The sequence below is a fragment of the Bacillus thuringiensis genome, from assembly GCF_001455345.1.
Classification (GTDB): Bacteria; Bacillota; Bacilli; order Bacillales; family Bacillaceae_G; genus Bacillus_A; species Bacillus_A thuringiensis_N.
In genome coordinates this window covers 4,843,071-4,856,251 of record NZ_CP013274.1, presented here as the reverse complement: position 1 = coordinate 4,856,251, position 13,181 = coordinate 4,843,071, and the positions used below count along the sequence as shown (strand labels likewise).

The following is a 13,181-nucleotide window of genomic DNA, read 5'->3' as shown; positions in this document are numbered from 1 at the left end:
GAGGAAAACTACTATGGCAATTGTTGACGTATCGATTATTCCAGTAGGAACAGGTAATCCAAGTGTTAGTGAATATGTAGCAGAAGTACAAAAGGTGCTAGAGAAAAATGCAGATCGCGTGAAGTATCAATTAACACCAATGAATACAGTTATTGAAGGAGATCTTCCTGTCATTCTAGAAGTTATTCAACAAATGCATGAAGTTCCATATACGAAAGGTGCACAGCGCGTTGCAACAACAATTCGTATCGATGATCGTCGTGATAAAGTAAGTACAATGGAGAAGAAATTAAACTCTGTTCGATCAAAATTATAAAAAAAAGCAGCGATTTTCGCTGCTTTTTTCATATAGGAGGTAGATAAGATGAGTGAAAAGTTTAACGAACAATTTGATGGGTTATTAGAAAAATACACGGAACTACTACTTGGAGAGAGCAATGAAGAGAGAAAAGAACAGGTGCAGAAGTGGGCACTGTATTCTTACATAGCGAAGACGATGCCGGCTTTAGTGAAGCATTGGAATGAGACGTATCCCGATGCGAAAGAAGAGATGGTGCAGTTAATTACTGATATTAAAAGGCTGAATGAAGAAAAGAGAAATGAGCAATAAAAAAACTTGGGGTAAATATAATCTCAAGTTTTCTGTATTAATATCCTTATATAATTTACATGGAATATAAAGGGTTTTATAGGCATGTCGAATATTTTCGACATGCCTATTTTGTACCTAGTAAACTCCATTTTTCTAAATGTCGAAAAATATTTCAGGCATATTTATAAGCGGGAATATAGGGTTTTAAATGTTTTTATAGTATTTTATAAATTATCTAAATAATTATTTGTATCCAATAATTTTAAACAATGATATAATTTTGAAGAGGGGTAAAAAACAGATAAATTAAGTCATAGGGGTGAATTACATGGAACAATTAATGCGAAATTCGTTTCTTTTCTTATCTAAAAATAAAGCGCTAACAAAACTGGCTAAAAAGTACGGTTTACGCTTTGGTGCAGGTCGCTTTGTCGCAGGGGAGACGATTGAATTAGCGACGGCAGCTATTAAACAATTGAACAAGCAAGGTCTTTGTGTAACAATCGATTATTTAGGGGAATTCGTTGATAATGAAGCGGAAGCAAATGAAATGGCTAACCAATCGATTGAAGCAATCCGTGCAATTGGAAGAGAAGGTCTTGATTCGCAGCTTTCTTTAAAGATGACTTCTATGGGATTAGATATCTCTGATGAAATCGTAATGAACAATATGCGCCGTATTTTGGAAGCTGCCAAAGAAAATGGTGTGTTTGTTACAATTGATATGGAAGACTATACACGCTGTGGGAAGACGATTGATATCTTTAAGCAGTTAAAGTCTGAATACGATAATATTGGTACTGTTATTCAAGCTTATCTGTATCGTACAGAAAAAGATATGGAAGAATTAAATGCTTATAGTCCTAATTTACGTCTTGTAAAAGGAGCTTATAAAGAACCTGAAGAGGTAGCGTTCCCGGATAAGAAAGATGTAGATGATAACTATAAAAAAATTATTAAAATGCACTTATTAAATGGAAATTATACTGCAATTGCTTCACATGACGAAGCGATTATTGAATATACGAAAAAACTTGCCGAAGAACACAACATCCCAAGAGACCAATTTGAGTTCCAGATGTTATATGGTATTCGCAATGAGCGTCAACTTGAGCTAGTAAAAGAAGGTTACAAAATGCGTGTTTATGTGCCTTATGGAAACGACTGGTATGGCTACTTCATGCGTCGTCTAGCAGAGCGTCCAGCAAACGTTGCGTTCGTATTAAAAGGTATGGTTAAAAAATAACCAAGGAGAAAACACTCCTTGGTTATTTTAATTGCTGAAATGCGTAATGTGCCATTTTCTTCGTATCAGGATATAGTTGCGTGCGAGTAGAAGATAATACAACATTAATGACGCGTTTACCGTCTTTTTCATCCACTGTTACGACCGTATATTTTCCGAGTGCTGATAGACCGCTTTTACTTCCAATTGCATATGGATCGTCATATAGTTCTTCTCGTCCATAGTTTGCGATGTTTGGAGAGCGTTCTGAAGTATGTAGAGTTGTACGCGTTGAATTCATATATTCTAAAACAACTGGGTACTTCAATGCTTCTTTCGTAATCATAGCAATGTCATATGGTGATACTTTGTTTCCTAGTGCATCAGCACCACTTGCGTTTTTGAAAGTCGCATGTTTTGTACCAAGTTCCTTCGCTCTAGCATTCATCATTTTTACAAATTCATTTTTTGATCCTGCAATATGTTCTGCGATGGATTCGGCTATTGGGTCTGCACTAATGATAAGCATAAGCTTTAATGCCTCATCTCTCTTTAACTTTTCCCCAGCACGAAGCTTAATTTTCTTACTTTGACTTTCTGTTTTAATCGCGTTTTCTGTAACTGTAATTTCTTCATCTTCTTTTACATTCTCTAGTAGGAGAAGGGTTGTCATCATTTTGGCTATACTAGCTGGATAAGAGCGTTCATCTTCACGTTTTCCATACAAAATTTCACCTGTGTCTGCATCGATTGTAATTCCGTATTGCCCAGTAATACTAGGTTGATCGGCTCTTACAGCTTGTTGTCTTTGTGCATAAGAGAAGAAAATCATCCCTGTAAAAAGTGTAGCAATCATTACAATCATAACTGTTGTTCGTTTCATTATAATTCCCTCATTTGTTACAAATAAATTGGGCAGAAAAAGCAGCCATTACCCATTATGCCACGTTCTCTGCCCAAAAATATAGCGTTATTTTTCGCCCATATTATGTTTCTTATATTGTTGATTATTACCTTGACGGCCTTTTTCTACACCGTGATTATGCGGACCTGCATTTCCAGTTACGCTTGCTGCACTAATTCCAGCCTTTGAAGGGTTCTTCTTAAGTTTTGCCATATATATTCCTCCAGTTTCGTCAGATTATAAAAAGGAAAAGTGCATTTGAATGAAGAAAATACACATGTATAGCATAGCCAAATGAAAGAAAAATACTTATTTCAGAAAATTTTATCAATAAATATATTGCGAAAATTCAAACTGTATCATATATTTATTAGTAGAGGCTCACTCATTGATTGCGACTTATGTCGAAAAATTGAATGAGCATTCATTCAAGAATAGGGGGAGAATTGGATGTTCCAAATTAAAAAGGCTGCTGTTCTAGGTTCAGGCGTAATGGGTTCAGGGATTGCGGCACACTTAGCTAATATTGGTATTCCGACATTATTGCTTGATATTGTACCACCTGCGCTTACGAAAGAAGAGGAAGCGAAGGGACTTACATTAGAACATAAAAGTGTGAGAAATCGTTTTAGTAATACAGCATTGCAAAAACTATTAAAGCAAAAACCAGCTCCTCTGACAGTGAAAGGAAATCTAGCACTGATTGAAGCAGGTAACTTAGAAGATGATCTTGAGCGTCTTGCTGATGTAGATTGGATTATTGAAGTAGTAGTTGAGAACTTAGATGTTAAAAAGACACTATTTGAAAAAGTAGATGCTGTTCGTAAACCAGGTTCTATTGTAAGCTCGAATACGTCAGGCATTTCAATTGAAAAAATGGCAGAAGGTCGTTCAGACGACTTCCAGAAACACTTCTTAGGCACACACTTTTTTAACCCACCACGATATTTAAAACTTCTAGAGGTAATACCGACGAAAGAAACTGATCCACAAGTATTAAGCTTCATGAAACTATTTGGCGAAGACGTTCTTGGAAAAGGCGTTGTTATCGCAAAAGACACACCAAACTTTATTGGAAACCGCATTGGTACGTACGGTTTATTAGTAACTCTTCAAGAGATGGTAAAACGCGGCTATAGCATTGGGGAAGTTGATTCTGTAACAGGCCCACTTATTGGTCGTCCGAAGAGTGCAACGTTCCGTACATTAGATGTTGTCGGTTTAGATACATTTGTACACGTTGCAAATAACGTATATGAAAACGTACAAGAAGAAGAGCGTGATGTATTTAAAGTACCAGCTTTCATGCATGACATGCTTGATAAAAAATGGCTTGGAAGCAAAACAGGTCAAGGCTTCTTCTTAAAACAAGGAAAAGAAATTCTAGAATTAAATCCAGAAACGATGGAGTACGAAGCTCGCAAAAAATTAAAAGCTGCATCTATCGAGTTAAGTAAACAAGAAAAAGGTTTATCGAATAAATTGAAAGCGCTTGTATATGCGAAAGACCGCGCAGGAGAGTTGTTATGGAACATCATTACACCGACTCTTTTATACTCTGCAAAACTTCATAAAGAAATTGCTGACGATATCGTTGCAATTGACCAAGCGATGAAGTGGGGCTTCGGCTGGGAGCAAGGACCGTTTGAGGTTTGGGATGCAATCGGCGTTGAAAAATCTGTTCAAAAGATGGAAGAAAACGGCGTAGTTGTTCCTACTTGGGTGAAAGAAATGTTAGAGAAAGGTTTCACTACTTTCTATAAACATGATAACGGAGATAGCTACTATTACGATAATGGCGAATATAAGCTAATCGAGCGTAATAAAAAAGCAATTTCTCTTAAGCAATTAAAAGCGAAAAATGGTGTATTAAAGAAAAATAGCGGAGCGAGCTTAATTGATTTGGGCGACGGCATCCTTTGCTTAGAGTTCCATTCGAAGAGCAATGCAATCGGTATGGATATTACGCAAATGATTAACTACGCTGTTGATGAAGTAGAAAAGAATTATAAAGGTCTTGTTATCGGTAACCAATCGAAGAACTTCTGCGTTGGTGCGAATCTAGCAATGATCTTAATGGAAGCGCAAGACGACAATTACTTTGAAATTGAGTTGGTTGTGAAAAACTTCCAAGATGCAATGACGAAAATTAAGTACTCTTCTAAGCCAGTTGTAGCAGCACCATACGGTATGACGCTTGGCGGAGGTACTGAAGTTTGCTTACCGGCTGCTAGCATTCAAGCTTCTAGTGAAACGTATATGGGCTTAGTAGAAGTTGGTGTTGGCTTAATCCCTGGCGGGGGCGGTAATAAAGAGCTATACATTAAACACTTAAATAAAATGCCAAACGGTGTAGAGTTTGATCTGCAAAAAGTTGCGAATAAAGTGTTCGAATCTGTAGCGATGGCGAAAGTTTCTACATCAGCACAAGAAGCTGTATCGAACAACTTCTTAGGCGATAAAGACGGTATTAGTGTGAATGGTGATCACTTACTATATGATGCGAAACAGAAAGCACTTGCTTTATATGAAGCTGGCTATAAAGCGCCGATCCGCAAAAAGATACCAGTTGTTGGCGAAACAGGATATGCAACTCTTGTACTTGGTGCAGAAGCGATGCATTTATCAGGTTACATTTCTGAACATGATCTTCACATTGCGAAGAAACTTGCATATGTCATTGCGGGCGGAAAAGTACCGTACGGAACAGAAGTTGATGAGCAATATTTATTAGATGTAGAGCGTGAAGCATTTATTAGCTTAGTAAGTGAGATGAAATCACAAGCAAGAATGCAGCACATGCTTGTAAAAGGAAAGCCATTACGTAACTAATAACGAGGGGAGATATCGTTCATGAGAGAAGCTGTCATTGTTGCGGGAGCAAGAACACCAATTGGAAAAGCAAAGAGGGGTTCATTAAAAACAGTTCGTCCTGACGATCTAGGGGCGTTAGTAGTAAAGGAAACGTTAAAGCGTGCGAATTATGAAGGACCAATCGATGACTTGATTTTCGGTTGTGCGATGCCAGAAGCAGAGCAAGGTTTAAATATGGCTCGTAATATCGGCGGATTAGCAGGACTTTCTTACGATGTTCCAGCTATTACAATTAACCGTTACTGTTCTTCAGGTTTACAAAGTATCGCTTACGGAGCAGAGCGCATTATGCTTGGTCACTCGGAAGCGGTATTATCAGGCGGAGCGGAATCAATGAGTTTAGTTCCAATGATGGGACACGTTGTTCGTCCAAATAGTCGCCTTGTAGAAGCGGCTCCAGAATATTATATGGGCATGGGACATACAGCAGAGCAAGTTGCTGTGAAATATGGAATTTCTCGTGAAGAGCAAGATGCATTTGCAGTAAGAAGTCATCAACGTGCTGCAAAAGCGTTAGCTGCAGGGAACTTTGCTGATGAAACAGTATCTGTAGATGTAACGTTACGTACTGTTGGATCAAATAACAAACTGCAAGAAGAAACAATCATTTTCGCACAAGACGAAGGTGTAAGAGCAGAAACGACGCTAGATATTTTAGGTAAATTACGTCCAGCATTTAACGTTCGCGGTTCTGTAACAGCTGGTAACTCTTCACAAATGAGTGACGGTGCAGCATCTGTACTATTAATGGATCGCGAAAAAGCAGTGAGCGATGGCATGAAGCCACTTGCGAAATTCCGTTCATTTGCAGTAGCTGGCGTACCACCAGAAGTAATGGGAATCGGCCCAATTGCTGCAATTCCAAAAGCGCTAAAACTAGCAGGCTTAGAGCTATCTGATATCGGTCTATTTGAACTAAATGAAGCATTCGCTTCTCAATCCATACAAGTTATTCGTGAACTTGGATTAGATGAAGAAAAAGTAAACGTAAACGGCGGTGCAATCGCACTTGGACATCCACTTGGCTGTACAGGAGCAAAACTAACACTATCTCTTATTCACGAAATGAAACGCCGCAACCAACAATTCGGTATCGTAACAATGTGTATCGGCGGCGGAATGGGAGCAGCGGGAGTATTTGAATTACTATAAAAAAAGTGGAAGTGGCTTGCTCAGAACAGGAGGGCGTTGGAAGCCCTGACGAAGAGGCGCTTTTTGCCTCACAGGAAGGGGTGAAACGACCGACTGTTCTAGCCACTGGAACTGGATTATAAAAAAAGTGGAAGTGGCTTGCTCAGAACGAGACGTCGCCAATGCACAGAATGGAAGCAACAAAGGTTTATAAAAAATAAACGGGATAGCCAGCTTCTTTCGAAATGAGAGAAGTGGCTTATGAAAATATGGAGGAGGAAATTTTCATGGAAAAAACAGTAGGGAATGCGGTTAAAGGCGGTAGCTTTTTAGTAGATGAGATTACGATTGATCAAGTGTTTACGCCAGAAGATTTTTCATCTGAGCATAAAATGATTGCAAAAACGACAGAGGACTTTATCGTAAATGAGGTTCTTCCAGAGCTTGAATATTTAGAGCAACATGAGTTTGATCGTTCAGTTCGTCTTTTAAAAGAAGCTGGGGAACTTGGTTTATTAGGCGCTGACGTACCAGAAGAGTACGGCGGAATTGGTCTTGATAAAGTAAGCTCAGCGTTAATCGCAGAGAAATTCTCTCGCGCTGGCGGTTTTGCAATTACTCACGGTGCGCACGTAGGTATCGGATCGTTACCAATCGTATTATTCGGTAACGAAGAGCAAAAGAAAAAGTATTTGCCACTACTTGCAACTGGTGAAAAATTAGCTGCATATGCATTAACAGAGCCAGGTTCAGGATCTGACGCATTAGGCGCAAAAACAACTGCACGTTTAAATGCAGAAGGTACACATTACGTATTAAACGGTGAAAAACAATGGATTACAAACTCTGCATTCGCTGACGTATTTGTTGTATATGCGAAAATAGATGGAGAGCACTTCTCAGCATTTATCGTAGAGAAAGACTACGCTGGCGTATCTACAAGCCCAGAAGAAAAGAAAATGGGTATTAAATGTTCTTCAACTCGTACGTTAATTTTAGAAGATGCGTTAGTACCGAAAGAAAACTTACTTGGTGAAATCGGTAAAGGTCATATTATCGCATTCAACATTTTAAATATCGGTCGTTATAAATTAGGTGTTGGTACAGTTGGATCTGCGAAACGTGCAGTAGAAATTTCAGCACAATATGCAAACCAACGTCAACAGTTCAAACAACCAATCGCTCGCTTCCCATTAATTCAAGAGAAACTTGCGAATATGGCAGCAAAAACATATGCAGCTGAAAGCTCTGTATATCGTACAGTAGGCTTATTCGAAAGCCGCATGAGCACATTATCTGAAGAAGAAGTAAAAGACGGTAAAGCAGTAGCAGCTTCTATCGCTGAATATGCAATCGAGTGCTCTTTAAACAAAGTATTCGGTTCTGAAGTATTAGACTATACAGTAGATGAAGGTGTTCAAATTCACGGTGGTTACGGATTTATGGCAGAATATGAGATTGAAAGAATGTACCGCGATTCTCGTATTAACCGTATTTTCGAAGGAACGAACGAAATTAACCGCCTAATCGTACCAGGTACGTTCTTACGTAAAGCGATGAAAGGTGAATTACCACTTCTTCAAAAAGCACAAAAATTACAAGAAGAGTTAATGATGATGATGCCAGAAGAAGTAGGCGATGAGCCATTAGCACTTCAAAAGTATTTAGTAACTAATGCGAAGAAAATCGGCTTAATGGTAGCTGGATTAGCGGCTCAAAAATACGGTAAAGCATTAGATAAAGAGCAAGAAATTCTTGTGAATATCGCTGACATCGTAAGCAATCTATACGCAATGGAGTCAGCTGTTCTTCGTACAGAAAAAGCAATCAAAACAACTGGTCTTGAAAAGAATAAACAAAAAGTGTTATACACTGAAGTATTTTGCCAAGAAGCATTCAACGAAATCGAAGCAGATGCGAAAGAAACACTTATCGCAGTTGAAAATGGCGACATGCTGCGCATGATGTTATCATCATTACGCAAATTAACTCGCCACACACCACTTAACGTAATTCCGAAGAAACGTGAAATCGCTGCGAAAATTTTAGAAGATGAGCGTTACACAGTTTAATATCTTTGAAGAACAGTAGTCGTATAAACGACTACTGTTCTTTTTTTTTGAAAAAAAAGAAATTTTTAGTGGCATAAAACTAATGCCATTAGTATAATAAAACTAATGGTGTTAGTTTTCGTGAAAAGGGAGATGGGAATATGAGAATGATGCATGAAAAAACGGTATATCAATTGTCATTTTTGCCAAGAGTGTTTCCTGTGAATTGTTACTTTGTGGAGGAAGAAGATGGTTTAACTTTAATTGATGCTGCTTTGCCATATAGCGTAAAAGGGATTTTACAGGCGGCTGAGAAAATAGGAAAACCAATTACGAATATTGTATTAACACATGCGCATGATGATCACATCGGTGCATTAGACGCATTAAAGGAAGTACTTCCTCATGTTCCAGTCTATATTTCTAAGCGGGACGCAAAGCTGTTAGAAGGAGATACGACGTTACAAAAGGATGAACCGAATATACCGATAAAAGGCGGTGTACCTAGAAAAGTAAAAACGGTACCTGATGTTTTATTGGAAGATGGCGACCGAGTTGGATCGCTTCTTGCGATTATGACACCCGGACATACGCCAGGCTCCATGTCATTTCTTGATGTACGAAATAAAGCTCTTATTGTCGGGGATGCATTCCAAACAAGAGGAGGTATGGCTGTTTCAGGACAAATGAAATTTTGGTTTCCGTTTCCGGCGATGGCAACGTGGAGCAAAGAAATATCATTACAAAGTGCAGAGAAGCTAAGCGAATATGAACCTTCCTTGCTTGCGGCAGGACATGGAAAAATGATAAAGGATCCAGGGGCTGTCATAGAGCTTGCTATTAAGGAAGCGAAGCGAAATATAGAAAGTAGAAAAGAGGGTTAATTGATGTCACCGAGAATCGGACTTACATTACCGAAAATTGTAGAAATAGCGGCAGAAATTGCAGATGCAAATGGAATACAAGAAGTAACGTTAGCTTCATTAGCGCAAAGGTTAGGGATACGTTCTCCCTCACTATATAATCATGTAAAAGGGTTACAAGATGTACGGAAAAATCTTGGTATTTACGGAATACAACAGCTGCATAACAAGCTAGAAGAAGCAGCCGAGGATAAACGTATGGATGAAGCAATTCATGCATTAGGAGAAGCGTATGTAGCATTCGTACGCAAACATCCTGGACTATATGAAGCAACCTTTTTAAGAGATGAAGAAGTAAGAAAAGCAGGTGACGGAATTGTAAAGCTTTGTCTTCAGGTTTTACAACAGTACGGCTTAGAAGGAGAGAATGCACTTCATGCGACACGTGGATTCAGAAGTATTTGTCATGGATTTGCGTCGATTGAACAGCAAGGCGGATTTGGTTTGCCGTTAGATCTGGATACAAGTTTACATGTATTATTGGAAACGTTTATTAAAGGATTACATGAATAAGAAGCGAGGCAAACAAAAACCTTAGAAGCATTTCTAAGGTTTTTTAGTGCATATGATTCCAAAAGAATGGTAGTCTTTTTCTCATTAAATGATATTATTTTGCAGGTTTGAAAAATGTGTATATGGCTAAGGAAAGGCAAACGAAAATAAATGCAATAGGATCTTGATAGGGACTAGGCTCAGAGCCCTTCTGGATTTCTGTAAGGAAGTTATGTGTTTTCATGTTTATTGCTCCTTTAACTAATAAGTTTTATATGATGCGAGGGTTATGGTGGATAGGAAGTCTTTTTTGAAATTTCATATAATAATTATTGCATAGCAATTCTATTCCTAAAACTATAAAATATAAAGTTTTCATAATATGTAAAATTGCATATTATTCTTTTTGTAAAATTTGTTATATTATCTTTATATTTAAATTAAAGGATTTTATTGAGATAAATGAGAATAACTGGAGGGATACTGTGAGTAAAACAGTGTTAGAAGCGTATAGTGTGGAAAGAAAAATCGAGAATATAACATATAAAAATCTATTTGTAATGATAGCAATGATTATAGGGATTTCACTCCTAGGAGGATTATTTCTTGGTTTAGCCTTTGGGATTTATGGAGAAGAAGCATTAAGTACTAAATTAGAAGGATATTATTTACTCTTATTCGATGCAGCTGTTGTTGCTATCGTTTTATTAGCTTATAAACCGGTTTTTCATTTTATTAAATCTATTTGGGATATATCCGTTTTGAAGAGTGGGAAGACATATTTATATCTATTCATTGGTTTTATTTTCATTGCGTTATCACAATATTTAATGTTACATGTGTTTAGTTTTGAAAGTGCAGCAGAACAAAAGGAACAATTAGGAGGTTTAGGACTTCAAAATAGCATACAAAGTATTATATATGTGTTAAGTATTGCTATCATTACGCCGGTTAAAGAAGAAATTCTATTTCGAGGTATTTTATATCGATTTTTAGAAAAGAAATATAATTTTTTAGTTAGTATCATTATTTCTTCCTTCATTTTTGGAATTCTTCATGGAGGTCTTCTCATTACGGCAACGATTATGGGAATGGTATTTGCAATGTTATACCAAAAGACGCAATCTATTATACCTAGTATTATTTTACACATTGTATGGAACTTACTTGTGAGTTTAAGTATGATCGTATCTCTATAAAAATGAATACATAACCAGTATAAAAGATGAATGGCTTAGCTATTCATCTTTTATTTTGTATGCACGTGAAAAAGTTAATTCATGTATACAATCAAAAAATAGCTAAATACTAACAGTGAATGAATAAAGAAAGGTAGGAGTATTCTATGCAAAACTTAACAGAGCTTGAAGTAGAAAACTTACGTCATTTAATTGGTGGACACGCAACAATTATTAACAAGTTGGAGCAGTATGCACAGACGTGTACAGATCCACAACTGAAACAAATGCTACAAAAGGATGCGCAAGATGCACGAAATACGAAACAGCAATTAATGACTTTCCTAGGATAGGAGGAAACGGAAAATGAATGAAAAAGATATGGTAAATGATTATTTAGCAGGATTAAATGCAAGTTTAACAAGTTATGCAAATTATATTGCTCAGTCTGATAATGAACAGTTACACCAAACGTTAATCCAAATTCGTAATCAAGATGAAATGCGCCAACGTAATATGTATGAGTACGCAAAGCAAAAGAGTTATTACAAACCGGCAGCACCTGCAAATCCGATGATTGTACAACAATTAAAAAGCCAATTAAGTGCGGAATAACAGGAAAAAGAAAACGAGCGAATTTATTCGCTCGTTTTCTTTTTGTATATGTCAATAAATACATAATAAATATTTTTCCAGTTGTAACAAATATGACGAAAATGGAATATAACAATTCACAAAAAGGACAAAAACTTTGTTCAATATTTCACAAAGTATCCATGGTTTCTATCGTGGAAATCTCTATAATTAGGGGTGTAAAGAGCAAAAGAAATAGATTATATGATCAATTAGGAGAGATTGCTATGAAAAGACATACAAGAAAAATTGCAATTATCGGTACTGGATTAGTTGGATCAAGTTGTGCATATTCCATTGTTAATCAAGGCATTTGTGAAGAGCTATTATTAATTGATATAAATCATGAACGTGCAGTTGGGGAAGCAATGGATTTATCACATTGCATTAACTTTACAAATACAAGAACAAAAGTATATGCAGGAAGCTATGAAGACTGCAAAGATATGGACATCGTTATTATTACAGCAGGACCAGCACCAAAACCAGGGCAAAGTCGCTTAGATACTTTAGGAGCGAGTGCGAAGATTATGGAAAGTGTTGTTGGTGGCGTAATGGCAAGCGGATTTGATGGTATTTTCTTACTTGCATCGAACCCAGTTGATATTATTACATATGAAGTGTGGAAATTATCTGGATTACCTAGAAATCGTGTAATCGGTACTGGTACATCACTAGATTCTTCTCGCTTAAAAACAATTTTATCTGAAATGTTACATGTAGATCCTCGTAGTATTCACGGGTATTCATTAGGGGAACATGGTGATTCTCAAATGGTTGCTTGGTCACACGTAACTGTTGGTGGAAAACCAATTCTGCAAATCTTAGAAGAACAAAAAGAACGATTTGGTGAAATAGATTTAGATGAAATCGTTGAGAAGACTGCAAAAGCCGGATGGGAAATTTATAAACGAAAAGGTACTACTTATTACGGAATCGGAAACTCTCTAGCATATATTGCAAACTCAATCTTTAACGATGATCATCGTGTCATTGCTGTATCAGCTATTTTAGATGGTGAGTATGGTGAATATGATATTTGTACAGGAGTACCAGCTATTATTACTAGAGATGGTATAAGAGAAATTGTAGAGCTAAATTTAACAGAGGATGAAGAATCTCGATTCGCAAAATCAAACGATATTTTACGTGATTATATGAAAACAATTGGTTACTAA

The 13,181-nt window shown here is 37.1% G+C and carries 14 protein-coding genes; 12 read left to right on the top strand and 2 right to left on the bottom strand.

Going from position 1 to position 13,181, the window contains the following annotated elements; translation table 11 throughout:
* The first annotated feature begins 13 nt into the window (after positions 1-13).
* From ATN06_RS25610 to ATN06_RS25600, 3 genes are all read left to right on the top strand, one after another.
* Positions 14-316, top strand: a complete 303-nt coding sequence (locus ATN06_RS25610; protein WP_001018862.1) for an MTH1187 family thiamine-binding protein — start codon at positions 14-16, stop codon at positions 314-316.
* 48 nt (positions 317-364) lie between these two features.
* Positions 365-610: a YusU family protein gene (locus ATN06_RS25605; RefSeq protein WP_001290594.1), complete on the top strand. Its 246-nt coding sequence runs from the start codon at positions 365-367 to the stop codon at positions 608-610.
* A 310-nt stretch (positions 611-920) separates the two neighbouring features.
* On the top strand, positions 921-1,838 hold the full coding sequence (locus ATN06_RS25600; RefSeq protein WP_048528283.1) for a proline dehydrogenase family protein: 918 nt from the start codon (positions 921-923) through the stop codon (positions 1,836-1,838).
* 22 nt (positions 1,839-1,860) lie between these two features.
* On the opposite strand, the gene ATN06_RS25595 is transcribed toward ATN06_RS25600, so the two are convergent.
* Together ATN06_RS25595 and ATN06_RS25590 are read right to left on the bottom strand one after the other, a co-directional pair.
* On the bottom strand, positions 1,861-2,700 hold the full coding sequence (locus ATN06_RS25595) for a D-alanyl-D-alanine carboxypeptidase family protein (RefSeq protein WP_060632777.1): 840 nt from the start codon (positions 2,698-2,700) through the stop codon (positions 1,861-1,863).
* Positions 2,701-2,787: 87 nt separating this feature from the next.
* Positions 2,788-2,934, bottom strand: coding sequence for a YuzL family protein (locus tag ATN06_RS25590; RefSeq protein ID WP_001096344.1), 147 nt, complete (start codon positions 2,932-2,934; stop codon positions 2,788-2,790).
* A 237-nt stretch (positions 2,935-3,171) separates the two neighbouring features.
* Between ATN06_RS25590 and ATN06_RS25585 the strand changes: the two genes are divergently transcribed.
* From ATN06_RS25585 to ATN06_RS25545, 9 genes are all read left to right on the top strand, one after another.
* Positions 3,172-5,553, top strand: a complete 2,382-nt coding sequence (locus ATN06_RS25585) for a 3-hydroxyacyl-CoA dehydrogenase/enoyl-CoA hydratase family protein (protein ID WP_060632776.1) — start codon at positions 3,172-3,174, stop codon at positions 5,551-5,553.
* Positions 5,554-5,574: 21 nt separating this feature from the next.
* A complete protein-coding gene (locus tag ATN06_RS25580) occupies positions 5,575-6,747 on the top strand; it encodes an acetyl-CoA C-acetyltransferase (protein ID WP_001206343.1) in 1,173 nt (390 codons plus the stop codon).
* Between the two features lie 266 nt (positions 6,748-7,013).
* Positions 7,014-8,798, top strand: coding sequence for an acyl-CoA dehydrogenase family protein (locus ATN06_RS25575; RefSeq protein ID WP_000416291.1), 1,785 nt, complete (start codon positions 7,014-7,016; stop codon positions 8,796-8,798).
* Between the two features lie 140 nt (positions 8,799-8,938).
* Positions 8,939-9,661: an MBL fold metallo-hydrolase gene (locus tag ATN06_RS25570; protein WP_060632775.1), complete on the top strand. Its 723-nt coding sequence runs from the start codon at positions 8,939-8,941 to the stop codon at positions 9,659-9,661.
* A 3-nt stretch (positions 9,662-9,664) separates the two neighbouring features.
* Positions 9,665-10,213, top strand: coding sequence for a TetR/AcrR family transcriptional regulator (locus ATN06_RS25565; protein ID WP_060632774.1), 549 nt, complete (start codon positions 9,665-9,667; stop codon positions 10,211-10,213).
* A gap of 464 nt (positions 10,214-10,677) precedes the next feature.
* The gene (locus tag ATN06_RS25560) at positions 10,678-11,391 is read left to right on the top strand and encodes a CPBP family intramembrane glutamic endopeptidase (RefSeq protein WP_060632773.1); all 714 of its coding nucleotides are present in this window, start codon (positions 10,678-10,680) and stop codon (positions 11,389-11,391) included.
* A 146-nt stretch (positions 11,392-11,537) separates the two neighbouring features.
* Positions 11,538-11,723 (top strand): hypothetical protein, encoded by a 186-nt coding sequence (locus ATN06_RS25555; protein WP_001180555.1) that lies wholly within the window; start codon positions 11,538-11,540, stop codon positions 11,721-11,723.
* 13 nt (positions 11,724-11,736) lie between these two features.
* On the top strand, positions 11,737-11,985 hold the full coding sequence (locus ATN06_RS25550) for a spore coat protein (RefSeq protein WP_001002987.1): 249 nt from the start codon (positions 11,737-11,739) through the stop codon (positions 11,983-11,985).
* Positions 11,986-12,230: 245 nt separating this feature from the next.
* A complete protein-coding gene (locus ATN06_RS25545) occupies positions 12,231-13,181 on the top strand; it encodes an L-lactate dehydrogenase (RefSeq protein ID WP_060632772.1) in 951 nt (316 codons plus the stop codon).

What these genes read in the sequence shown, in the direction of transcription:
- ATN06_RS25610 (WP_001018862.1), top strand. Translation starts at nt 14, where the DNA reads ATGGCAATTGTTGACGTATCGATTATTCCAGTAGGAACAGGTAATCCA.
- ATN06_RS25605 (WP_001290594.1), top strand. Translation starts at nt 365, where the DNA reads ATGAGTGAAAAGTTTAACGAACAATTTGATGGGTTATTAGAAAAATAC.
- ATN06_RS25600 (WP_048528283.1), top strand. Translation starts at nt 921, where the DNA reads ATGGAACAATTAATGCGAAATTCGTTTCTTTTCTTATCTAAAAATAAA.
- ATN06_RS25595 (WP_060632777.1), bottom strand. Translation starts at nt 2,700, where the DNA reads ATGAAACGAACAACAGTTATGATTGTAATGATTGCTACACTTTTTACA.
- ATN06_RS25590 (WP_001096344.1), bottom strand. Translation starts at nt 2,934, where the DNA reads ATGGCAAAACTTAAGAAGAACCCTTCAAAGGCTGGAATTAGTGCAGCA.
- ATN06_RS25585 (WP_060632776.1), top strand. Translation starts at nt 3,172, where the DNA reads ATGTTCCAAATTAAAAAGGCTGCTGTTCTAGGTTCAGGCGTAATGGGT.
- ATN06_RS25580 (WP_001206343.1), top strand. Translation starts at nt 5,575, where the DNA reads ATGAGAGAAGCTGTCATTGTTGCGGGAGCAAGAACACCAATTGGAAAA.
- ATN06_RS25575 (WP_000416291.1), top strand. Translation starts at nt 7,014, where the DNA reads ATGGAAAAAACAGTAGGGAATGCGGTTAAAGGCGGTAGCTTTTTAGTA.
- ATN06_RS25570 (WP_060632775.1), top strand. Translation starts at nt 8,939, where the DNA reads ATGAGAATGATGCATGAAAAAACGGTATATCAATTGTCATTTTTGCCA.
- ATN06_RS25565 (WP_060632774.1), top strand. Translation starts at nt 9,665, where the DNA reads ATGTCACCGAGAATCGGACTTACATTACCGAAAATTGTAGAAATAGCG.
- ATN06_RS25555 (WP_001180555.1), top strand. Translation starts at nt 11,538, where the DNA reads ATGCAAAACTTAACAGAGCTTGAAGTAGAAAACTTACGTCATTTAATT.
- ATN06_RS25550 (WP_001002987.1), top strand. Translation starts at nt 11,737, where the DNA reads ATGAATGAAAAAGATATGGTAAATGATTATTTAGCAGGATTAAATGCA.
- ATN06_RS25545 (WP_060632772.1), top strand. Translation starts at nt 12,231, where the DNA reads ATGAAAAGACATACAAGAAAAATTGCAATTATCGGTACTGGATTAGTT.